Below are 20,174 nucleotides of genomic sequence, written 5' to 3' on the forward strand. Positions count from 1 at the left end.
TATTTTCTGAAAATCCGATATAATAGAGTGAGGTGATCATATTGATTCTATATTTGCTGGGCTTTTGTGCCGTATTACTGGGAGCAGGAATGTTTGTGGACTGGTGGCATAAAAAGCATGGAATAGATGATTTTAATCCTGAGGAAAACGAAAAGCATGTGTCTGAGTCAGAGAGAGCCAATATGGAATCCAATATGCATAATATGAAAAACGATCATCATAATGGAATGTCATAAAATAAGCTTGAGGGTCCTGCCCATCTGATGAGGCAGGTGTCCATAATAAGAGAGCATGGCGGATGCCATGCTCTCTTCCTTTTAGAAAAATAAAAATCCCGCGGAAATGATCACACCGCTGACCAGGAGAGTCAGGACGCAGAATCCCATGATGTCTTTCGCTTTTAACCCTGCAATGGCGAGTGCCGGCAGCGCCCAGAAAGGCTGAATTAAGTTGGTCCAGGCATCACCCCATGCGACCGCCATGGCCGTTTTGGGAATGGAAGCACCCATTGACTGAGCCGCTTCAAGCATAATCGGAGCCTGAACAGCCCACTGGCCTCCCCCTGAAGGAACGAAGAAGTTCACAACCCCTGCGCTTAAGAAGGCGAAGAAATGGAACGTGTAATCATTGGAAATGCTGACAAAGGCTTCGGACATCACTGCAGCCAGCCCTGAGGCAGTCATCATCCCCATAATTCCGGCATAGAACGGGAACTGGATAATGATGCCGCTTGCTCCTTTTACCGCATTCAGAACCGCTTCGAGAAACTGCTTAGGTGTTCCATGGAAAAGAATGCCGAGGAACAAGAACAAGAAGTTCACAATATCAAGATTGAGCTTAAAGCCATTTGCTGCGAAATAATAAAATAAGAAAACTAGTCCAAGAATCCCTGCAAGCATGGAAATAAGGCGGCTATTTTCCAGGCGTTCAGCTGGAGTCAACGCCCCTTTTTCAAGCGTCGCTGCCTGAATGTCGTCTTGAAGAAGAACGGGATCCACCACAACCGTTTCCTCTTTTGACGGCATCATAAAGCGGTTTACAAAGGGCAAAACCAGTAAAAGTGCAATCACAATAAAGATATTAAAGCCGGCGAAAATCGTCTGGTCTGTAGAAATGACGCCTATCATATCCTCAGAGAAATGGCCGGGAGTCGCGATCGTCAATGGAATCGATCCGGAAATTCCCCCGTGCCAGACAACGAAGCCTGCGTAAGCGCTTGCAATTAACAGGCGGTAATCCACATTTTTCACTTTTTTGGCAAGCTCTTTCGCAAATAAAGCGCCGATCACGAGACCGAATCCCCAGTTAATTAAGCTGGCAATCATGGACACGAATGACACTATCAGAATAGCCTGGCCGGGTGACTTGGCTAATGATGCCAAAGCACCTAACCCCTTTTTAAAGATCGTACTGCTGGCCAACACGTGCCCTGTAACTAAGACCAGCACCATTTGCATGGAAAAACTCAAAAGGCCCCAGAACCCATTTCCCCAATGCTGGACCATCTGGTAAGGTCCATTATCTGTAAAAATTAAGCCCAAACCAAAAACTGCAAAAGTTAGGATAATGACAAATAAAAATGGATCCGGCAAATACCGCTGCATAATGCGGTTAAAGAAAGATACCAGTACCCTCATGCTGCAACCCCCTAAAGATTTTTTCTTTGACTTAATATACTTTCTTTAAAATTCAGTTTATTCCTTCTTTTCTGAAATAATACTTGTCTGGGGATTGGAAAACGGGGCTATAGTGATGGAATCCAATGGGATTTCGGACACATTTAGGGGGAAAGCGGAAGTTAGAGTCCGAACCGGGTCCAACTTCGGACACAAAAAGCAGAAACCTGCCAATTAGAGTCCGAACCAGCCCCGTTTTTTTCTAATCACTCACTGAATTTGTAAAGTACAGATAAAACTCTATAAAATGGAATTAAATAAAAGTGGAAGAGCTATACGAAAACGGAATAAGCATAACCGGAACATGATGACATAAACCCGCTTTCGACAAGAAGGAGTGCATTTATGAATATCCAACTATTAATCGAGCTTTTTGAAGAAAACCGGGACACAGAAAAAGCGGTCCCCATGCAAAACTATATGAAAAACCACTTTCCCTTCCTCGGGATCAAGTCACCTGAAAGAAGAGTTTTGTTAAAGGAATATTTTAATAAAACAGGGCTCCTGAAGCAGGAATTTAATCCGCAGTTTGTGAAGACCTTATGGGACATGGACGAGCGTGAATACCAGGCTGCTGCCCTAGATTACATAGGGAAGTACACCAGGAAATTGGACAAAAGCCATCTGTCATTAATCGAAAAGCTGATTACAGCAAAATCCTGGTGGGATACGGTTGACATGCTGGCCAGCCATGCAGTAGGTGCCATTGCGGCCAAAAATCCGGAGGTCATCCCCGAAATAATAGAGGGATGGGCGACCAGTGAAAATATGTGGCTTCGCCGAACGGCTATCCTCTTTCAGCTGAAATACAAAGCCAGCACAGATGAAGAGCTGCTATACCGCTACATCCTCCTGAATAATGACAGCAAAGAATTCTTCATTCAAAAAGCCATTGGCTGGGCTCTTAGGGAATACTCGAAAACAAATCCCGAGTCCGTTAAGAGGTTTATTGAATCAAACACACTTGCTAAATTGAGTGTCAGGGAAGGCAGTAAGTATGTCTAAGAAGAGCAATTATTTAACCTAACCGAAAGAACATGATAGAATGGCAGATAAGTTTTTCAGAAAAAATACTACAGCCAGAAGGTGAATCTAATGATTAAATGCATTGCCAGTGATATGGACGGAACGCTTTTAACCGCCACACAAAAAGTCACACCTGAAAATATAGAAGCCATTAAAGCTGCACAGGAAAAAGGAGTTGAAGTGGTCATAGCGACAGGCCGCTCCTACTTCGAAGCAAGCTTTGTTCTCGATGAAGCCGGCATTTCCTGTCCCATTATCTGTGCAAACGGGGCAGAAGTGAGAGCCTCAGATGGAAAGGTCGTATCCTCCAATCCGCTTGATAAGGACCTTGCCAAAAAGGCAGCTTATATCCTTGTTAAGAACAATGTTTATTTCGAGGTATACACCAACCAGGGTACATATACCATTGATGAAGACCGCGGTGTGTCCATTATCGTCGATATCTTTTTAAGCGGGAATCCTGAAGCGGATATTGATGAAGTAACCAAAGCAGCGGAAGAGCGCTTTACAAAAGGGCTTGTCCGTAAAGTGAACAGCTATGATGAGCTATTCAACAGTGAAGAGCATCAAATCTACAAGCTGCTGGCTTTTTCCCTTGAACCGGATTTTCTTGTTTCTGCTAAAGAAGACCTGCTGAAGCTTGAAGGCATGGCCGTAAGCTCATCAGGGGATGAGAATCTTGAGCTGACAAGTGTGAACGCCCAAAAGGGTATTGCCCTTGAAGCTTTTGTAAAAGAAAAAGGAATCTCGCTTTTGGAAACGATGGCCATTGGCGATAATTATAATGATTTGTCCATGTTCAAACGTGCAGGAAGATCAGTTGCCATGGGAAATGCCGATGACATCATTAAAGCGCAGTGTGATGCAGTAACATCCGCAAATGAAGAAAGCGGTGTAGCCGAGGCAATCTGGGAAGTACTGAAGTAGAATTTCGAGGAGGCAGAAGGCTCGATGAAAAAGGTGTTAGGTTTAGGGCTGCTCGTGTTGGGCCTTGTGGCCGGGTGCTCAAGTGCAGGGGAGGATGATAGCAGGAAGCAGGTCGAGGATCAGGTGGCCAGTCTGCCTGCTGGTGCAGAGCCGGAGATACTCGCAGATGAGCTCGATATTCCCTGGTCCATTGCCAAAACGGGCGAAACCTTTTATATGACGGAAAGACAGGGAAGTATTGTAGAAGTGGCGGACGGCAGGAAAGAACGCCAAAAGGTGGAGCTTGAGAAAAAGCTGTCTACAGCTTCTGAAGCCGGCTTGCTCGGCTTTGTGCTGGCTCCCGATTTTTTGCAATCAAATGAAGCGTATGCCTATTACACCTATGAAAACACCTCAGGACAGTTTAACCGTATAGTAACCCTCCGGCTTCAGGATGGAACGTGGAAAGAAGAGAGGCTTTTGCTCGATCAAATCCCGAGCGGGCAGTTCCACCACGGCGGCCGGCTTGAAATAGGACCTGACGGAAAGCTTTATGCGACTGCAGGCGATGCTGCCGCTAATCCGGAAATTGCCCAGGATGTGAATTCCCTTGGAGGGAAAATACTCCGAATAAATCTCGATGGCAGTGTGCCGGAGGATAATCCGTTCAGCGGCTCTTATGTTTATAGCTATGGCCACCGCAATCCGCAGGGGCTTGCCTGGGCTGAGGATGGGACATTATATGAAAGTGAGCACGGCCCATCTGCCAATGATGAAATCAATAGGGTCCTTCCAGGGGAAAATTACGGGTGGCCCGTTATAAAAGGGACCGAGAAGAAGGAAGGCATGGAATTGCCGCTGTTTACCTCAGGAGATAACGAAACCTGGGCTCCTTCCGGGATGGACTATTATCAAGGCAGGCTATATGTTGCCGCCTTAAGGGGAAGTGCCGTTCTGGAGTTTGATCTGGAAACAAAGGATGTCAAAAAGATCGTGTCTAACTTAGGCAGGATCCGCGATGTCTTCATTGAAGGGGATGTGCTTTATTTTATCAGCAACAATACAGACGGACGCGGCAATCCGCTGCAGAAGGATGACAAGCTTTATAAAATTCAGCTTTCGGATATATAAAAAAAGCCTGGCAGGTGTGCCAGGCTTTAGTCTTTGGCTGAAAGTCCATGCATGATGAATTGTATGGTCCGCTCGATTTCTTTTTCATCATCCCATTCGGCTTCAGGCAAAACTAAATACCTGACGACGAGAAAACCAAATATCGAGGTAAAGGTCATGCGGACGGCACTGTAGGGCGGAATCTCAATGATCTGGCCTTTTTTCTGATAGTGTTCAGCCAAATTGGCAAAACGGTCGAATACCTTCCTGCCAATATGCTCTTTAAACTGTTCCTTCAGTTCGGGGTGGAACGGGATTTCCTGGATCAGGATCTTAATAAGAGGCATATTCTTTTTAGCAAACTCAATCCGGTTTGCCATCATGGCTCTTAAAAAATCTTCAAAGTGTTCATATTGATGATGGATGACTTTATACAAATCTTTAATGACGAATGGAGCAATCAGTTTTGCCATCATCGGCGATATGATTCCCATCAGCAAATCCTTTTTGGTTTTATAGTGCCTGAAGATGGTTCCTTCGGCTACTCCTGCCTTTTTGGCGATCTCGCTTGTCGAAGTGGCTGCATAGCCTTTTTCGGAAAACGATTCAATCGCAGCCACGATAATTTTTTTCTGCTTCTCTGTCAGTTTATCTTCTTCCTGAAATAACTCTTCTAAAATGGAATCCTGCTCTGGCATGGTAAACTCCTTTATACGTCCAAAATCTATAGTCTTATTATAAAGGAATGAATTTGTAAAAAGAAATTTTATATTTTCCGGTACCGTCTTAGTGCAGCGATATTCAGCATCATAAAGAGCAGGGAGAAAGCGACCAGCATCAGCAGATCTTTATAAATCATATCCCATCCAAAGCCTCTCACCATTACATTCTTTAGTGCGTCTGCCGCGTAATACAGGGGAGTAACAGGGCCGATCCAGCTGAGCCACTCTGATATGGTTTCCAGATTGAATAACCCTGAGAAAAAGATCTGTGGAACCACAACAAGCGGAATAAACTGAATCATTTGCAGCTCATTGCTGGCAAACGAAGACAGCAGGATTCCCAGAGTCAATGCTGTCAGTGATAGGAGCAGTGTGATCAGAAGAACATATCCAAACGAACCTTCCATCATCATGCCGAGCACATAGATTGCATACCAGGCAATGATGGCTGCTTGGATCATCGTGAAAATTCCAAATCCCATGATATATCCCGCAACAATTTCCCATTTGCGGAGCGGGCTGGTCAAAAGCCGTTCGAGTGTTCCGGTTGTTCTTTCCCTTAAGAAGGATACCCCGGCAATCAAAAATACAAAGAAAAAGACAAAGAATCCAAGCAATACTGGTCCGAAGTAATCAAACTGCCCCATATCCTCGGAGCCGAATATATATTCGGTTTTTATTTCCTGATTCCCGCCATTAGGCTGCAGGGGCTTCACTGCACCCTGAACCCATCTCATAACAGCTCCGTTTACACTTGGATCGCTGCCTTCGAGAACGACTGACGGCGGCATTTGATCAAACATCAGATATGCATCGAGCTTACTGGCTGATAAATCCTTTTTCGCCTGCTTCTCTGTTTCATAGTGTTCGAGTTTGGCATTTTCCAAGTTAAGCTGAGCCTCTATTTTTTCAGGCAGGTTCACAATGCCGATTTTTGGCTTATATTCATCCCCGTTAAATACTAAATGAAGCATGCTCATAACTAGGATCGGGGCGAAGATCAATAGAGCCATCGTCCGTTTATCTCTTACAATCTGGCGCAGTATTCGAATAATCAGAGCCATAATCCTCAATGTTAAGCACCTCCATATGCCAGGAAGGCATCTTCTATAGTGGCAGCGCTGGTTTGCAGCATTAATTCTTCAGGTGTTCCTGCTGCAATGAGCTGTCCGTCCCTGATCATGCCCAGCCTGTCGCACTTTGCAGCTTCATCCATGACATGGGTTGTCACCAGGATGGTGGTCCCTTTCTCCTTCAGGCTTCTAAAAGACTCCCAGATGTTTTTTCTTAGAACGGGATCAATTCCAACAGTAGGTTCATCGAGAATAAGGAGGCCAGGACTATGCAAGAGAGAAATGGCAAGGGAAAGTCTTCTCTTCATTCCCCCTGAATAGTCGGAAACCTTTTTATGCATGTGGTCTGTTAATGAAACCAGTTCCATCACCTCATTCATCCGCTGCCTTTTTTCTTTGCGGCTTAGCCCATACAGCGCTGCAAAGAAATCCAGATTTTCCTTTGCTGTCAAGTCAGTGTACAGCGCATCGGATTGTGCCATGTAGCCGATTCGTTTGATCAAATCAAGTCTGGGCATTTTTTCGCTGAAAATATAATTTTCTCCCTGTGTTGGCTTCTCCAGGCCTGCCAGCTGTTTTACAAGCGTCGTCTTGCCTGCTCCCGACGGGCCGAGCAGGCCGAAAATCTCACCTTCATAAATCTCAAGGCGGATATCATTTAAAACCTGTTGCTTTCCGTACTTCTTGGATACATGTTGAATGGAGACGATTGAATTTTTCATTTGTTCACTCCTTTTTATTAAAAGTGAGTAATCACTCACTATTATCATAAATCATTCCCTGTTTGCCTGTAAAGTGAGTAATCACTCATTCATAAAATAACGTAATGCATTTGTGAGTTGCGTCACTTCATCCCAATCCCTAATTAGCTAAAGTAGTTCATAAGAATGGTAAAAGCGGGGGATGGGAATGGAATATGAAAAGCAGGATCATAAACCGTTAATCAACGAATTTTTAGGCAAGATTGACATTTTTAAAGAGCTCCCCAGTGAATCCCTAGAGCGGATTGATAATCGAATTATTAAGAAAGCATATTTAAAAGGCGAAAGAATTATGTCTGAATATGAGGTGGCCAAAGGTGTTTACTTTGTTCACTCCGGCATTGTGAAGCTGACGAAGCAGGATGAACATGGAAATGAGCTGATTGTCTGCATAAAGAAAAAAGGCGAGATTTTTGCTGAAGCCAACCTTTTTAACCAGAAGGGACATACTTATCCAGCGACCGGCACCATGGTGCAGGATGGAGAAATCTATTTTCTGAATACCGATGAACTGGAGCAGGAGCTGCTGTATTCGCCTGAAATGGCTGTGCAGATTATCCGCTATATGAGTGAATCTCTGCGTGATATGACCTCCATTATGAGGGATATTGCACTGCTTGATGTGTATACGAAAACAGTCCGGACCTTGGAAAGGCTCGCGGAAAAATTCGGCGCCAACTACTGCAACCGGATGCATCTGAAGCTTCCGATAACCGTCCAGGAATTTTCCACCCTTGTTGGAACCTCCCGGGAAAGTGTCAGCCGCGTCTTTTCCAGGCTGAAGAAAGAAGGAATTATCGAAATTACAGGCAGGAAAATCGTTATTGTGGACTGGTGCAAATTTTGCTCCCTTTACCGCCAGAAGCTGTAGGGGAATGCTGCCTTTACTCCAGCCTGCTTTTTTGTTATATAATAGAGTCATAGACTTATTGACTCTGAGGTGCAAAGCATGGCTGATTTTCGTTCGAGTGAGATTATCAATAAACCTGTACATGAAGTATTTGATTATATGATTAAAATGGAAAACGTCTCTGAACTGATGCCGTTTGTCGTGAAAATGGAAAAACAGACCGAGGGTGCGACCGGAGAAGGAACAAAGTTTGTTGAAACACGCATGGTCAGAGGGAAGAAGATCACCGCGGATGTAGAGATCATTGATTTTGAACAGGACAGAACTTATACCATCCGCAGCAATGCCAATGGACTGATAACTGAATATAAATATGATTTTCATGAAATAGAAGAAGGAACCCAGGTGGAGATGGAAGCAACCGTCAAAACCAGCGGGCTTGTTGCCAGATTAACGAAGCGTTTTATCGTGAATATTGTGAAGCGGGAAGACGGAAGCCAGCTTCAGTATTTGAAGGAAATGATGGAGAAATAACAAAAGGGAGCGAGAGGCTCCCTTTTTTCTATATTTTATAAGTCCAAAAGCGCTCTTTATACATTCTTGCCAGTACTTCCGGATCCTGTTTTTTTATGCTTTCTTCCATGTTTGCTGCCATCAGCTGTGTCTGGGAGGCATGTGCCTTAATGGCTGCAATTTTCCGATCGATTACTGCACTGACATCAATGACCACATCGGCCTGGCCGATTTCTTCCTCACAGTTATTGGAGAAGGCGACACAGTGAACCTTCGGACGTTTATCTGCAGGCAGCTCTTTTACCGCACGGATGACAGCGGCCCCTGTCGCGTCATGGTCAGGGTGCACAGCGTATCCTGGGTAAAACGTAATGATGAGGGATGGGTTCGTTTCGCCGATGATGGCTCCGAGCCTGTTTGCGAGCATCTCCTCATCTTCAAATTCGACGGTTTTATCCCGGTAGCCCAGCATCCTTAAATCTTGAATGCCCAGAACCCTGGCTGCTTCCTCCAGCTCCTCTTTGCGGATTTTTGGTAGGGTTTCTCTGGTGGCAAAAGGGGGATTTCCCATATTTCGTCCCATTTCCCCAAGCGTCAGGCATGCATAAGTGACGGGTGTGCCATTATCGATATGTAAGGAAATCGTTCCTGATACGCCAAATGCTTCATCATCCGGATGAGGGAAGATGACGAGTACATGTCTTTCCTTTTCCATCATGGTCGTGCTCCTTTCCTTTCATTCCTCTTATTCAAAAGGAGTTTCACTAATTTGCAGGGCGACTGCCAGCTTGCCGCTGAAATCATGGCCGGCCAGAAGGAGCCTGTTTTCTTCATCCACTTCAAAGTGGGTAATTCCTTCAGCATACACCCAGCCAAAATTCATTTTCAAACCAACCCGGTAAGGGCCTTTGCCAGTGACTTTTCCATGTTCATAAACCAATTTGGCATTGCGGATATAGGCGCCTGAAGAAAAGAAGGTTTCATCAAAATGGGAGGCATATGCTCCATTCGTTGTTTCCAGATGAATAAAGACCTCTTTCCCGGCAAGGCGGTCGATCTCTTTTTGAACATGTTCCTTTACTGCTGGTTCCATTTTATAGTCCCCCTTTCATGTTATCTTTGTGTTTATCTTACTAAAAAAGTAAATGAAAAGCGAAAAAGTAATCTCAGTTTAGAAGATATAACCTCGACATTGTCCAAAAAAACAGAGCCCCATTGGACTCTGTTCCTCAGCCTTATTCTGATTCCGTACGGCCTGCGCCATATTTGCGATATGCACCCGGCATGGTCGGGCCTACATACTCATTTAATTGGAAGCCATGATTGATGGCCGCCGTAATGAAGTCTTTCGCAGTCTGAACTGCTTCTTTGACAGGCTTGCCTTTTGCAATTTCAGCTGTGATGGCAGAAGAGTAGGTGCAGCCTGCGCCATGCGTGTAAGTCGTTTCCACGCGTTCGCTTTCATAAAGAGTGAACTCTTGTCCATCATAGAGAAGGTCGACGGCTTTTTCGTGCTGAAGCTTGCTGCCGCCCTTGATTAATACATACTTCGCTCCAAGTTCATGAATCTTAACAGCTGCTTCCTTCATGTCTTCAACCGTTTTAATCGGACCGGTTTTAGCCAGCTGCCATGCTTCAAACAGGTTTGGTGTAACCACTGTTGCAAGAGGGACAAGGAGCTCTCTTAATGCTTCATTCAATTCAGGATGAATCGGCTCATCTTCGCCCTTGCACACCATGACCGGGTCGATGACAACATGATCCAGGCTGTTTTCTTTAATGGTCTTTGCAGCAATCTTAATCACTTCTTCAGAACCGAGCATGCCTGTTTTCATCGCATCGATTCCTGTCGATACAATCGTTTCGATCTGAGTTTCCAGAATGTCTGCAGAAATCGGAAACACATTGTGGCTCCAGTTGTTTTTCGGATCCATTGTCACGATTGTCGTCAGTGCAGTCATCCCGTAAACGCCAAGCTCCTGGAATGTCTTAAGGTCCGCCTGAATGCCGGCGCCGCCGCTCGTATCGGAACCTGCGATGGTCATTACTTTTTTCATAGTCATATGCCTAATTCCTCCTTGCTGGATATCTTTGTCTAATTATAACAATAATTGAAAAGGGGAAAAACTATAACGGACTGCAGATAGCCTTAAGGTAACCCAATATACATCAGTTATCCCTGAACGCAGGGAATATGGCTATGAGCAAAAAAAATTGGGGAATCCGCACAGAAATAGCGCTATGCGCACATAAAATGTACTTATCCGCACAAAAACTTCGTTATGCGCACATAAATCACACTTATCCGCACATAAAAGGTTCTATCCGCACATAAATTCAAATTCTGAAACAAAATCTCCATAGAATACCAGTCTTCTTAAAAGAAACAGACCTGAATTGATGGTAAAATGTAAAATAATGATAAGAAATATCGAAAGTCGGTGAGAAAATGAGCAGGACAGGCATCATTTTAGCTGGAGGCCATTCAAGCCGGATGGGAGAAAATAAAGCTCTTCTGAAAATAGGGGGCAAACCGGTCATTGAGCGCATTGCTGAGCAGCTGTCTTCTATCATGCCTGATGTCATTGTCGTAGCCAATAACCTGGAAGAGTACCAGTTCCTTGGCCATCCCATTGTGAGTGACCAATGGAAAGAGAAGGGACCGCTTGGGGGAATTCATGCCGGCCTGTCAAAGTCCGGGACACAAAGCAATCTGATTGTGGCATGTGACATGCCGTTTATATCAGGGGAGCTTGCCGGCCATCTTCTTGAACAGCTGGATCAGCATCAGGCAGCCGTACCTGAAATTGAGGGGCAGCTTCATCCGCTTTTTGCCGCATACAGAAAGGATGCGGCAGAAGCAGCGGACCGGGCCTTGAGAGAGAATAAGCTGAGGATCCGCCAATTTCTAAAAGATATCGATAGTAAAATTATAAGAGATGATGAACTTAAGAAGAGGGGGATCGCCTATAAAGACGCTCACTTTTTTAACATGAATCATCCTGAAGAATACTGGCAGGCACTGAAAATGGCCGACCCAGAATAAGAACTGCGATTTCCATTCAAGTTCGGAATATGTCAAAATCAAATAAAACGAGGTGACCGCATGAATTTTGCAATATCTAAAGAACCGATCGATATTCAAAGTGTGATTGATAAAGTGGTCCAGCGGGAAGCGGGGGCGATTACGACCTTCATCGGAACCGTCCGCGAGCTGACTCACGGCAAAAAAACACTTTACCTAGTCTATGAAGCATACGAGTCAATGGCTGTGAAAAAGCTGGAACAGATTGGAACTGAAATAAAAGAACGCTGGAACGGGGCAGAAGTGGCGATTACCCACCGCACAGGCAAGCTCGATATTACCGATGTAGCGGTGGTCATTGCCGTTTCCACTCCTCATCGTGCCGATGCGTATGAAGCCAACCGCTATGCGATTGAACGAATAAAAGAAATTGTTCCGATCTGGAAAAAGGAACATTGGGAAGACGGCGAAGAGTGGATCGGCAACCAGCTGGAAACAGTGTCATATCCAAAAGGAAAACCGGAGGATGATGATTTAAATGAATAATATTATGTTTTTTGCCCATTTAAAGGATCGCGTTGGAGAAGATTCATTAACAAGGGATGTCAGCGGCAAAACAATCGCTGAACTGAAACAGCTGCTTGAGGAAGAATTTGAGCTGAAGCTTGATTCCGTTATGGCAGCCGTGAACGAGGAATTCGCTTCAGATGATGAAATGATTCAGAATGGAGATACGGTTGCTTTTATCCCTCCAGTCAGCGGCGGATGACGCAGCTTTTATAGAGAGGAGGGGCCCTATTGTCTGAAAGGTATTCACGCCAGACCTTGTTTGCGCCCATTGGAAAAGCAGGGCAGGAAAAAATCCGCTCTAAGCATGTGCTGATCATCGGTGCCGGTGCTCTTGGATCGGGAAATGCGGAATTAATGGCGCGTGCCGGTACCGGCAAACTGACAATTATTGACCGCGATTATGTCGAGGAAAGCAATCTGCAGCGCCAGCAGCTTTTTGCCGAAAGCGATGCCGCTGAAAAAATGCCGAAAGCGGCCGCTGCTGAAAAACGGCTGAAACAGATTAATAGTGAGGTTGAGATCACTCCGATCATTGGCGATGCTACTCCGGAAAAGCTGGAGGAGCTTATTGAAGGGGTGGATCTGATCCTCGATTCAACCGACAACTTTGAAACGAGAATGGCCATCAATGATATCTCCCAGAAATATAATATTCCATGGATTTATGGAGCCTGTGTCGGCAGCTTTGGCATGAGCATGACCATCATTCCAGGGAAAACGCCATGCATGAATTGCTTATTGAAAAAAATCCCGATCCAGGGGATGACCTGTGACACCGGCGGGATAATTGCGCCTGCTGTGCAAATGGTTGTCGCCCACCAGGCGGCAGAGGCACTGAAGATTCTGGCTGAGGACTGGGACGCCGTCAGGACTGCCATGGTCAGCTTTGATTTATGGAGAAATCAGTACACAAGCATGAAGGTGTCAAAAGCGAAGGATGAAGGCTGCTTATCCTGCGGAACAGAACGGACCTATCCATACCTGCAGCCGGAAAACATGATGAAATCCACCGTTCTCTGCGGGAGAGACACCGTTCAGATCCGTCCTCCGCAAGAACTGGAAATGGAGTTCACGGAAATTGCCGGGCAGCTGAAATCACTCGGATATCAGGTGAAAGGCAATCCATATCTGCTTTCCGTCGACATGGAGGGGCAGCGTATGGTCCTTTTTAAGGACGGACGGGCCCTGATCCATGGCACTAAGGACTTAGCGCAGGCGAAATCCATTTATCAGCGGATTATGGGGTAATGCGAGAAGCTTTAAGCAAGAGGTAGAAAACTAGTGCTTATTTATCTTATATTACCCTCTGCCTTTTCTGTAAAATAAAGACAACAAGGGCAAAAGAGGTTAACAATGATTACATTTATGTATTTTTTCGGGTATTTATTCGATCAGCTGCTGGTTAATTTTATGGGGTTTGTGATGAGTTTATATAGTTTTATCATGCCGGTTACGCCCCTGTATAAAAACAAGCGTCCTGCGGATCTGATTGTTCATATCAGCCGGATTCTTTTCGCTATCATTCTCCCTTTCCTGAATTTCTTCTATTTTCTGTTTAATAGCGGGGATTGGGCGACAGGGAATGGCATGATTGCGCCTGAGCATTTCTATACCTTTATCTGGCTTCAGTTAGGTCTGCTTGTTTTGCCGGAACTGGTATTTTTCATCCTGTCAAAGGTCAATATCACCAGAGTGTGGTGGTATGTGCTTTACCCGGTTCTGCTTATAGGATTATGGGTTTGGATGTTTTAAGTGCAGCAAAAAAGCGATGAAAAAATTCATCGCTTTTTTGCTGGTTCAGCGCCGGTTCACACGGCGCCTCCGCTTTTCTTATTATTTCACTTCATCTGTACCCACAATGACCAGCTTGCCTTCATCCAATACTTTTTCATATTGTTCTGCTTCTACCGTTGATAACCCAACGGATTCAAATTTTGAACGAAGCTCATCTCCGCGCTTTTTAAAAACGTTGCCGACAGAATCGAATAATCCCTGTTCCTTCATGCCGATTTCGCCTGTATCTGTCGCGTCAGAAAGGTGCTCGGAACGATCCTTGTCATGTGCAAAAATATAGATGTTTCCCTTGTTGAACCCCTGGCTTTGCAGCATATCAATCGCATCAGTAGCTTGTACACCATTTTCGACAATTTCAATTTTATACATATTTAACATCCTCCTTAAAAGAATTGAAAATTTATTTTAAGGGCAGCTCTTCCTGCCCGTTCTATTTATTACATATCCGCTGTGAGATATTTTAAACATATATGCAAGAATGATAGATTATGTCATGATAGCCAATGGGTATGAGAATAACAGTTCAAATAAGAGGAGGAGGAGTCGGCGGATGAAGCGTATATTAAGAAATGACTGGCAGGAGATTTTGGCAGAGGAGTTCGAGAAACCCTATTATCTTCATCTTCGTGAATTTTTGAAAAAGGAATATGAGGAGCAGACCATTTATCCGAAGCAGGAGGATATATTCAATGCGCTCAACTATACAGCTTACAAAAATGTAAAGGCAGTCATATTGGGGCAGGATCCTTATCACGGACCGGGACAGGCACATGGATTAAGCTTTTCGGTTCAGCCGGATGTCAAACTGCCTCCTTCCTTGAAAAATATATTCAAGGAAATGCAGGATGATCTGGGCTTCAGCATGCCCAATAATGGCTATCTGCTAAAATGGGCCAAAGAAGGGGTGCTGCTCCTGAATACCGTTCTGACTGTCCGCAAAGGGCAGGCTCATTCGCATAAGGGACAAGGGTGGGAAACGTTCACCGACACGGTTATCCAAAAATTGAATGAGCGTCAACAGCCCGTTATTTTTATATTATGGGGCAAACCGGCACAGGAAAAAGAAGTGCTGATTGATGCTTCCAAACACTTTATCATCAAATCACCCCATCCCAGCCCATTTTCGGCTAGGAAAGGGTTCTTTGGGAGCAGGCCATTTTCGAGAACGAATGAAATCTTAAATGAGCTTAGAGAAGAGCCGGTTGACTGGCAGATTCATAATCTTTGATACGTTTCGCCATGTTTCACGTGAAACATACCGTTTTATGCAGGAAGTGCTCGAAATATGCTCTGGGGAGAAAGAAAATGAGTTCACAGAAAATCAATTGTTTTAAGTGCAAATATTTCTATGTGACCTGGGACCGTAACCACCCAAAAGGCTGCAGGGCCTTTCAGTTTAAAACAAGGCACATGCCTGCTCTCGAAGTTTTCAGGGCTTCCGGCCATCCCTGTTTGCGTTTTGAAAAGAAAACCTGATAAACTTTATATGCTGGTTATACTGGCCGATTTGCGCAGGCGGCTGCGCTTTTTTACAGAAAGAGGTGTAGAGGGTGAATATCTCTGTTCAGAAGCTATTAGGGAAGATGGAGAAGGAATTGCTGGAAGCGAAAGGCAGCTCGTCTGACGCCAGAATCAGAGAAAGAGTACAGGCGATCAAGTCATTATGCGAGCTGGTTTTGGATGAGTCGGATACAGGAAATACAGCTGCTGTTTCGTCTATTAGCCATACATACAGTGCACAGCCGACAGCTCAGCCGGCGAATCTGCAGCCAAAGAAAATGCAGATGGATGATGAGGCAAATGGCGATTCATTATTCGATTTTTAATAAAGAGATAAGAGGTGCAGGGGACTATGAAGCTATTTATTATAATTGGGGCTATTAATGCCTTTTTAGCAGTTGCATTGGGGGCGTTCGGAGCTCATGGACTTGAAGGAAGAGTGGAGCCCAAGTATCTGGAGACATGGAAAACGGGTGTCACCTACCAGATGTTCCATGCAACCGGCCTTTTGATTATTGGTGTTTTGCTTGGCAAGCTGCCGGCGACATCTCTATTATCCTGGTCAGGCTGGCTGATGGTAATCGGCATTATCCTTTTTTCAGGAAGCTTATATGTACTGACTTTAACCAAAATCAGCGTATTAGGGGCGATTACACCGCTAGGCGGAGTCTCTTTCCTTGCAGCTTGGGTGCTTCTGATCGTTGCGGCAGTAAAATATTTATAAAAGGAAGGAGCTTTGACCTGGGGTCAAAGCTCCTTTTTCTTGCTTAGCTCCATTTACCTCGGCGAATATTGCGACAGTCCCTGTCCGCCGCCAAATGGATATTCATATTCGATTTCTTCATCAAAAGTCACATAGTCTAAGTAGATCATTGGAAGAAGGATACGCTGACCTGTTTGCGGGTCACTCAGAATCAGGTGATCCCGTCCAGCCGCCTCAATGAGACCTTTAAATATTTTTGCGTTCCATTCCGTATTGTTTTCAAATGTTGCATATACAGTCGCAAGTTTCCCTTTGTTCAGGCGAAGAATGTTTTCGATATAGGATTGTTCAAGCGGAAGCATGCCCGGAACAGATGGAGCAGCTGCCGTGCCGCCGTTTCCGCCTCCTGCTCCTGCCCCCGGAAACATCCCGCCGCTTGCACTTGGCACGGTTCCGCCTGTTTGCATCGGCTGAAATTGTGGCTGTCCCTGAAAGCCCTGACCCATTTGGGTGCCGTCGCTAAATCGTGGCTGGTAACCATAATAAGGGTATTGACCATAATTTGATTGACTCAATTTAGTCCCTCCTAAGTATTAAAATCAGCATGTTCTATCCGCATTTTAAGAATAGACTGTCGGACAGTCCTGCGGGTTGAATTTAAAATAGAAACTCACTATTTCATTACTATGTAGGGGCATGTTTTTTTATGACCCGAAGAAAAAGAAAAACTCCCGGCCGAAGCCGGGAGTTTTCATTAAATGTGCAGGAATTTTTCTACTTTGTCTTCTTCCAGGATGTTTCCAACGAAGAAAGAGCCGAATTCGCCGAAGCGTGCACTTACTTCATCAAAGCGCATTTCATAAACAAGCTTTTTAAACTGAAGAACATCGTCAGAGAAGAGGGTAACGCCCCATTCGTAATCATCGAAGCCGACGGAGCCTGTGATGATTTGTTTGACCTTGCCTGCATACTGGCGGCCGATCATGCCATGGCTGCGCATCATATTGCGGCGGTCTTCCATCGGAAGCATGTACCAGTTATCATTGCCCTGACGGCGCTTGTCCATCGGATAGAAGCAGACATGCTTCGCTTTCGGAAGTTCAGGGTAAAGGCGAGCCAGGATCTGCGGATTCTGATATGGATCTTCTCCTGCCGGCAGATAGTTGCTCAGCTCGACAACCGACACATATGAATGAGCAGGAATCGTGAATTCAGCTAACTTCGTTTTGTTGAATTCGTTTTCAATTTCATTTAGCTCTTCCATTGTCGGTCTTAAGATCATCATCATAAAATCAGCTTTTTGGCCAACAATTGTATATAGGGCATGACTGCCGTTTTTCTCGCTTTGTGTTGTGTTCCACTTGTCCACTAGGGCCATAAATTCGTGGATCGCTGCCTGCCGCTCTTCGATGGGTGCCATTTTCCACGTTGTCCAATCAACTGTGCGGAAATCATGCAAACAATACCAGCCATCAAGCGTAACTGCTGCTTCACTCATTATAATCACTCCTAATATGTACTGAAATTCTCATCCCTACTATACCATAGTTTCTCCAATTAACATGTGTACAAAACTTGAAATGTTGAATTCATCATTGGGGTGACAGGTACCTATACCAGTTCGCCTAACTGGTATAGGTACCTGTCACCCCAAAATCCCGTTTACAAACGGGGCATTATGGATATCTTAAAAAGGGTATAAAGCTATTAACAGAAGGATATTTATTATTGGAAATTTATCGAAAACAAAAACATTTTGTTTGTAAACGCTAACAGTGGGTGAACTCCTTGAAATTCTTAGGATGAAGAGTATTCTAAGGGAGTATATAGGAGAATTTCTATTAATTTGAACGGAAAATTAATGGTCGTAGGAGGAATTAACATGAGTGATTTATTCACAGTATTGAAAGAAAAAGTAACAGGACAGAATTTACGAATTGTTTTTCCGGAAGGACAGGATGAGCGCATTTTAGCGGCAGCAGGGAGATTGGCTGCTGAAAAAATCATCACTCCAATCCTGATTGGAAACATCGCAGACATCGAAGCAAAAGCAAATGAGATGGACATCAGCCTCGAATCAGCTGAAATTTATGATCCAAACAACTTTTTAATGATGGATGAGCTTGTGGCTGCATTTGTTGAGAGACGCAAAGGCAAAGCAACAGAAGAAGATGCACGCCGGATTCTTCTTGATGAAAACTATTTCGGTACGATGCTTGTCTACGCAAATAAAGCAGACGGACTAGTGAGCGGTGCAGCACATTCGACAGCTGATACAGTGCGCCCGGCACTTCAAATCATTAAAACTAAAGAAGGCGTACGCAAAACATCTGGTGTATTCATCATGGTCCGTGAAGATGAGAAATATGTGTTTGCTGATTGTGCCATCAACATTTCGCCTGACAGCCAGGACTTGGCAGAGATTGCGATTGAAAGTGCGAAGACAGCCAGAATGTTCGATATTGAACCGCGTGTGGCTATGCTGAGCTTCTCCACAAAGGGTTCTGCCAAGTCTCCTGAAACAGAAAAGGTTTCAGAGGCACTTGAAGCGGCAAAGGTTCGCGATCCGCTATTAATCATCGATGGGGAATTCCAATTTGATGCGGCATTTGTTCCATCTGTAGCAGAGAAAAAAGCTCCGGATTCACCAATCCAGGGCGATGCGAATGTATTTGTATTCCCTAGCCTGGAAGCCGGCAACATCGGCTACAAAATTGCCCAGCGTTTAGGAAAATTTGAAGCAGTAGGTCCAATTCTTCAAGGCCTGAACCGTCCGGTTAATGACCTGTCCCGCGGCTGCAACGAGGAAGATGTCTATAAGCTTGCTTTAATTACAGCAGCTCAGGCTTTACATCAATAATAAACCATTTTAGAAGCCGGTCCCTTGTGACTGGCTTTTTTGCTATAATGGATCAGGAAATGGCCTTTGACCGATAAAAATCAAGTTTGGCCGGTGAAAGTTTCGATAAAGCTGCAGTTTAGGCCATGAATCTAACTGAGTTTGTGATTTAATAGATAAATTCTGCCGATTCACTTCAAATATCGGCAAAAGGGGATCAAATAAAGATGAATTCGCAACAAGATTTGCTTTTTCAGGAAGAATGGCGGGTCATTGACCAGTCTGCTGCGGGAATCCATTTAAATGCCCTGCACTCCTTTGGAATGGATGATACGCTCTGTGCTTCTGTCGGGGCCGGCACCGCGCCTGCCACTGCGAGAACATGGGTGCATCATAATACGATTGTACTTGGCATCCAGGATACGAAGCTTCCTTTTTTGAATGAGGGCATTCACTTTTTAAAAAGCCAGGGGTATGAAGTGATCGTCCGAAATTCCGGCGGCCTGGCCGTTGTCCTCGATCAGGGAGTCCTGAATATTTCGCTGATTTTTCCTGAAAGGGAAAAGGGGATTGACATCAACCGCGGCTATGATGCGATGTGGCTCCTCATTCAGGAGATGTTTTCCGATTTTCATAAAGAAATAGAAGCCCGGGAAATTGTTGGCTCCTATTGCCCGGGGAGCTATGATTTAAGCATTGGGGGACAGAAATTTGCAGGCATTTCGCAAAGGCGCCTCCGCAATGGGGTGGCTGTCCAGATTTATCTGTGTGTGGATGGCACTGGAAGTGAGCGGGCTGATCTGATTGGCAAATTCTATTCTCTTGCTAAACAAGAAGAACAGACGAAATTTCAATACCCTGAAATACAGCCGGCTGTCATGGCCTCACTGTCGGAATTGCTGGGGACTGAGCTGACGGTTCAGGATGTGATGCTCCGCTTCCTGCAGTCCCTGAAAAAGAAATCCGGCCGCTTTTATGCCGGGCAGCTGACAAGTGAGGAAGCAAGCCTGTTTGAGGGCTATTCCCGCCGTGTAGTGGAGCGGAATGAGAAAGTATTGGGCAGCGAATAAATAAAAGAAGAGCCACAGTCATAAATGATCTGCGGC

The 20,174-nt window shown here is 44.9% G+C and carries 26 protein-coding genes; 16 read left to right on the forward strand and 10 right to left on the reverse strand.

What is annotated here, in order from left to right:
- Positions 1-32: 32 nt before the first annotated feature.
- Positions 33-236, forward strand: coding sequence for a hypothetical protein (locus NSQ49_RS13420; protein WP_341070742.1), 204 nt, complete (start codon positions 33-35; stop codon positions 234-236).
- A gap of 81 nt (positions 237-317) precedes the next feature.
- Here NSQ49_RS13420 and NSQ49_RS13425 read toward each other — a convergent pair whose 3' ends face one another.
- On the reverse strand, positions 318-1,637 hold the full coding sequence (locus NSQ49_RS13425; RefSeq protein ID WP_251283836.1) for a short-chain fatty acid transporter: 1,320 nt from the start codon (positions 1,635-1,637) through the stop codon (positions 318-320).
- Positions 1,638-2,021: 384 nt separating this feature from the next.
- Here NSQ49_RS13425 and NSQ49_RS13430 point away from each other — a divergent pair, with 384 nt between their 5' ends.
- The 3 genes from NSQ49_RS13430 (at position 2,022) to NSQ49_RS13440 (ending at position 4,739) form a co-directional block, all read left to right on the forward strand.
- A complete protein-coding gene (locus NSQ49_RS13430) occupies positions 2,022-2,681 on the forward strand; it encodes a DNA alkylation repair protein (protein ID WP_251283835.1) in 660 nt (219 codons plus the stop codon).
- Positions 2,682-2,771: 90 nt separating this feature from the next.
- A complete protein-coding gene (locus tag NSQ49_RS13435) occupies positions 2,772-3,629 on the forward strand; it encodes an HAD family hydrolase (RefSeq protein WP_251283834.1) in 858 nt (285 codons plus the stop codon).
- A gap of 24 nt (positions 3,630-3,653) precedes the next feature.
- Positions 3,654-4,739: a PQQ-dependent sugar dehydrogenase gene (locus tag NSQ49_RS13440; protein WP_251283833.1), complete on the forward strand. Its 1,086-nt coding sequence runs from the start codon at positions 3,654-3,656 to the stop codon at positions 4,737-4,739.
- A gap of 26 nt (positions 4,740-4,765) precedes the next feature.
- Here the strand turns inward: NSQ49_RS13440 and NSQ49_RS13445 are convergent, their stop codons facing one another.
- The 3 genes from NSQ49_RS13445 to NSQ49_RS13455 all read right to left on the reverse strand — a co-directional run bounded on the left by NSQ49_RS13445 (position 4,766) and on the right by NSQ49_RS13455 (position 7,235).
- Positions 4,766-5,416 carry a TetR/AcrR family transcriptional regulator gene (locus NSQ49_RS13445; protein ID WP_251283832.1) on the reverse strand — a complete coding sequence of 217 codons (651 nt, stop codon included), beginning with the start codon at positions 5,414-5,416 and terminating at the stop codon, positions 4,766-4,768.
- Positions 5,417-5,484: 68 nt separating this feature from the next.
- Positions 5,485-6,513, reverse strand: a complete 1,029-nt coding sequence (locus tag NSQ49_RS13450) for an ABC transporter permease (protein ID WP_251283831.1) — start codon at positions 6,511-6,513, stop codon at positions 5,485-5,487.
- A gap of 2 nt (positions 6,514-6,515) precedes the next feature.
- The gene (locus NSQ49_RS13455; RefSeq protein WP_251283830.1) at positions 6,516-7,235 is read right to left on the reverse strand and encodes an ABC transporter ATP-binding protein; all 720 of its coding nucleotides are present in this window, start codon (positions 7,233-7,235) and stop codon (positions 6,516-6,518) included.
- 187 nt (positions 7,236-7,422) lie between these two features.
- On the opposite strand from NSQ49_RS13455, the gene NSQ49_RS13460 reads away from it, so the two are divergent.
- Positions 7,423-8,145 (forward strand): Crp/Fnr family transcriptional regulator, encoded by a 723-nt coding sequence (locus tag NSQ49_RS13460; RefSeq protein WP_159863520.1) that lies wholly within the window; start codon positions 7,423-7,425, stop codon positions 8,143-8,145.
- Between the two features lie 78 nt (positions 8,146-8,223).
- Positions 8,224-8,658 (forward strand): SRPBCC family protein, encoded by a 435-nt coding sequence (locus NSQ49_RS13465; protein ID WP_159863519.1) that lies wholly within the window; start codon positions 8,224-8,226, stop codon positions 8,656-8,658.
- Positions 8,659-8,686: 28 nt separating this feature from the next.
- On the opposite strand, the gene bshB2 is transcribed toward NSQ49_RS13465, so the two are convergent.
- The 3 genes from bshB2 to pdxK all read right to left on the reverse strand — a co-directional run bounded on the left by bshB2 (position 8,687) and on the right by pdxK (position 10,700).
- On the reverse strand, positions 8,687-9,352 hold the full coding sequence (bshB2, locus tag NSQ49_RS13470) for a bacillithiol biosynthesis deacetylase BshB2 (protein ID WP_201306515.1): 666 nt from the start codon (positions 9,350-9,352) through the stop codon (positions 8,687-8,689).
- A 30-nt stretch (positions 9,353-9,382) separates the two neighbouring features.
- Positions 9,383-9,730, reverse strand: coding sequence for a YojF family protein (locus NSQ49_RS13475; RefSeq protein WP_159863517.1), 348 nt, complete (start codon positions 9,728-9,730; stop codon positions 9,383-9,385).
- Between the two features lie 142 nt (positions 9,731-9,872).
- Entirely contained in the window at positions 9,873-10,700 is an 828-nt protein-coding gene (gene pdxK / locus NSQ49_RS13480; protein WP_251283829.1) for a pyridoxine/pyridoxal/pyridoxamine kinase, read from the reverse strand.
- A 386-nt stretch (positions 10,701-11,086) separates the two neighbouring features.
- Between pdxK and mobA the strand changes: the two genes are divergently transcribed.
- The 5 genes from mobA (at position 11,087) to NSQ49_RS13505 (ending at position 13,984) form a co-directional block, all read left to right on the forward strand.
- Positions 11,087-11,683, forward strand: coding sequence for a molybdenum cofactor guanylyltransferase (mobA, locus tag NSQ49_RS13485; RefSeq protein ID WP_251283828.1), 597 nt, complete (start codon positions 11,087-11,089; stop codon positions 11,681-11,683).
- Positions 11,684-11,743: 60 nt separating this feature from the next.
- Entirely contained in the window at positions 11,744-12,208 is a 465-nt protein-coding gene (locus NSQ49_RS13490; protein ID WP_159863514.1) for a molybdenum cofactor biosynthesis protein MoaE, read from the forward strand.
- Positions 12,201-12,431: a molybdopterin converting factor subunit 1 gene (gene moaD, locus NSQ49_RS13495; RefSeq protein WP_159863513.1), complete on the forward strand. Its 231-nt coding sequence runs from the start codon at positions 12,201-12,203 to the stop codon at positions 12,429-12,431. Before NSQ49_RS13490 ends, moaD begins: the two co-directional genes overlap by 8 nt.
- A gap of 29 nt (positions 12,432-12,460) precedes the next feature.
- Positions 12,461-13,480, forward strand: coding sequence for a thiazole biosynthesis adenylyltransferase ThiF (locus NSQ49_RS13500; RefSeq protein ID WP_159863512.1), 1,020 nt, complete (start codon positions 12,461-12,463; stop codon positions 13,478-13,480).
- Positions 13,481-13,585: 105 nt separating this feature from the next.
- Positions 13,586-13,984 (forward strand): hypothetical protein, encoded by a 399-nt coding sequence (locus tag NSQ49_RS13505; RefSeq protein ID WP_251283827.1) that lies wholly within the window; start codon positions 13,586-13,588, stop codon positions 13,982-13,984.
- Positions 13,985-14,065: 81 nt separating this feature from the next.
- Here NSQ49_RS13505 and NSQ49_RS13510 read toward each other — a convergent pair whose 3' ends face one another.
- On the reverse strand, positions 14,066-14,395 hold the full coding sequence (locus tag NSQ49_RS13510) for a general stress protein (protein ID WP_159863510.1): 330 nt from the start codon (positions 14,393-14,395) through the stop codon (positions 14,066-14,068).
- Positions 14,396-14,576: 181 nt separating this feature from the next.
- On the opposite strand from NSQ49_RS13510, the gene NSQ49_RS13515 reads away from it, so the two are divergent.
- From NSQ49_RS13515 to NSQ49_RS13525, 3 genes are all read left to right on the forward strand, one after another.
- Entirely contained in the window at positions 14,577-15,254 is a 678-nt protein-coding gene (locus NSQ49_RS13515) for a uracil-DNA glycosylase (RefSeq protein WP_251283826.1), read from the forward strand.
- A 322-nt stretch (positions 15,255-15,576) separates the two neighbouring features.
- Positions 15,577-15,852 carry a YwdI family protein gene (locus NSQ49_RS13520; protein ID WP_159863508.1) on the forward strand — a complete coding sequence of 92 codons (276 nt, stop codon included), beginning with the start codon at positions 15,577-15,579 and terminating at the stop codon, positions 15,850-15,852.
- A gap of 26 nt (positions 15,853-15,878) precedes the next feature.
- Positions 15,879-16,250: a DUF423 domain-containing protein gene (locus NSQ49_RS13525; RefSeq protein WP_159863507.1), complete on the forward strand. Its 372-nt coding sequence runs from the start codon at positions 15,879-15,881 to the stop codon at positions 16,248-16,250.
- A gap of 53 nt (positions 16,251-16,303) precedes the next feature.
- Here the strand turns inward: NSQ49_RS13525 and gerQ are convergent, their stop codons facing one another.
- Together gerQ and hemQ are read right to left on the reverse strand one after the other, a co-directional pair.
- Positions 16,304-16,804, reverse strand: a complete 501-nt coding sequence (gene gerQ, locus NSQ49_RS13530; RefSeq protein ID WP_159863506.1) for a spore coat protein GerQ — start codon at positions 16,802-16,804, stop codon at positions 16,304-16,306.
- Between the two features lie 179 nt (positions 16,805-16,983).
- Positions 16,984-17,727 (reverse strand): hydrogen peroxide-dependent heme synthase, encoded by a 744-nt coding sequence (hemQ, locus tag NSQ49_RS13535; RefSeq protein WP_251283825.1) that lies wholly within the window; start codon positions 17,725-17,727, stop codon positions 16,984-16,986.
- Between the two features lie 384 nt (positions 17,728-18,111).
- On the opposite strand from hemQ, the gene pta reads away from it, so the two are divergent.
- Positions 18,112-19,089: a phosphate acetyltransferase gene (gene pta, locus NSQ49_RS13540; protein ID WP_159863504.1), complete on the forward strand. Its 978-nt coding sequence runs from the start codon at positions 18,112-18,114 to the stop codon at positions 19,087-19,089.
- Positions 19,090-19,295: 206 nt separating this feature from the next.
- A complete protein-coding gene (locus NSQ49_RS13545) occupies positions 19,296-20,138 on the forward strand; it encodes a lipoate--protein ligase family protein (RefSeq protein ID WP_159863503.1) in 843 nt (280 codons plus the stop codon).
- Positions 20,139-20,174 lie beyond the last annotated feature (36 nt).

Origin of the sequence: Cytobacillus sp. FSL R5-0377 (genome assembly GCF_038004385.1) — a bacterium.
Taxonomy (GTDB): domain Bacteria; phylum Bacillota; class Bacilli; order Bacillales; family Cytobacillaceae; genus Cytobacillus.

Bases quoted from the DNA above. Each gene is read 5' to 3' on its own strand.
- hemQ (WP_251283825.1), bottom strand. From the start codon at position 17,727: ATGAGTGAAGCAGCAGTTACGCTTGATGGCTGGTATTGTTTGCATGAT.
- mobA (WP_251283828.1), top strand. From the start codon at position 11,087: ATGAGCAGGACAGGCATCATTTTAGCTGGAGGCCATTCAAGCCGGATG.
- NSQ49_RS13445 (WP_251283832.1), bottom strand. From the start codon at position 5,416: ATGCCAGAGCAGGATTCCATTTTAGAAGAGTTATTTCAGGAAGAAGAT.
- NSQ49_RS13510 (WP_159863510.1), bottom strand. From the start codon at position 14,395: ATGTATAAAATTGAAATTGTCGAAAATGGTGTACAAGCTACTGATGCG.
- NSQ49_RS13490 (WP_159863514.1), top strand. From the start codon at position 11,744: ATGAATTTTGCAATATCTAAAGAACCGATCGATATTCAAAGTGTGATT.
- NSQ49_RS13545 (WP_159863503.1), top strand. From the start codon at position 19,296: ATGAATTCGCAACAAGATTTGCTTTTTCAGGAAGAATGGCGGGTCATT.
- NSQ49_RS13525 (WP_159863507.1), top strand. From the start codon at position 15,879: ATGAAGCTATTTATTATAATTGGGGCTATTAATGCCTTTTTAGCAGTT.
- NSQ49_RS13430 (WP_251283835.1), top strand. From the start codon at position 2,022: ATGAATATCCAACTATTAATCGAGCTTTTTGAAGAAAACCGGGACACA.
- moaD (WP_159863513.1), top strand. From the start codon at position 12,201: ATGAATAATATTATGTTTTTTGCCCATTTAAAGGATCGCGTTGGAGAA.
- bshB2 (WP_201306515.1), bottom strand. From the start codon at position 9,352: ATGGAAAAGGAAAGACATGTACTCGTCATCTTCCCTCATCCGGATGAT.
- NSQ49_RS13435 (WP_251283834.1), top strand. From the start codon at position 2,772: ATGATTAAATGCATTGCCAGTGATATGGACGGAACGCTTTTAACCGCC.
- NSQ49_RS13440 (WP_251283833.1), top strand. From the start codon at position 3,654: ATGAAAAAGGTGTTAGGTTTAGGGCTGCTCGTGTTGGGCCTTGTGGCC.
- NSQ49_RS13505 (WP_251283827.1), top strand. From the start codon at position 13,586: ATGATTACATTTATGTATTTTTTCGGGTATTTATTCGATCAGCTGCTG.
- NSQ49_RS13515 (WP_251283826.1), top strand. From the start codon at position 14,577: ATGAAGCGTATATTAAGAAATGACTGGCAGGAGATTTTGGCAGAGGAG.
- pdxK (WP_251283829.1), bottom strand. From the start codon at position 10,700: ATGACTATGAAAAAAGTAATGACCATCGCAGGTTCCGATACGAGCGGC.
- NSQ49_RS13475 (WP_159863517.1), bottom strand. From the start codon at position 9,730: ATGGAACCAGCAGTAAAGGAACATGTTCAAAAAGAGATCGACCGCCTT.
- NSQ49_RS13425 (WP_251283836.1), bottom strand. From the start codon at position 1,637: ATGAGGGTACTGGTATCTTTCTTTAACCGCATTATGCAGCGGTATTTG.
- NSQ49_RS13455 (WP_251283830.1), bottom strand. From the start codon at position 7,235: ATGAAAAATTCAATCGTCTCCATTCAACATGTATCCAAGAAGTACGGA.
- NSQ49_RS13465 (WP_159863519.1), top strand. From the start codon at position 8,224: ATGGCTGATTTTCGTTCGAGTGAGATTATCAATAAACCTGTACATGAA.
- NSQ49_RS13460 (WP_159863520.1), top strand. From the start codon at position 7,423: ATGGAATATGAAAAGCAGGATCATAAACCGTTAATCAACGAATTTTTA.
- pta (WP_159863504.1), top strand. From the start codon at position 18,112: ATGAGTGATTTATTCACAGTATTGAAAGAAAAAGTAACAGGACAGAAT.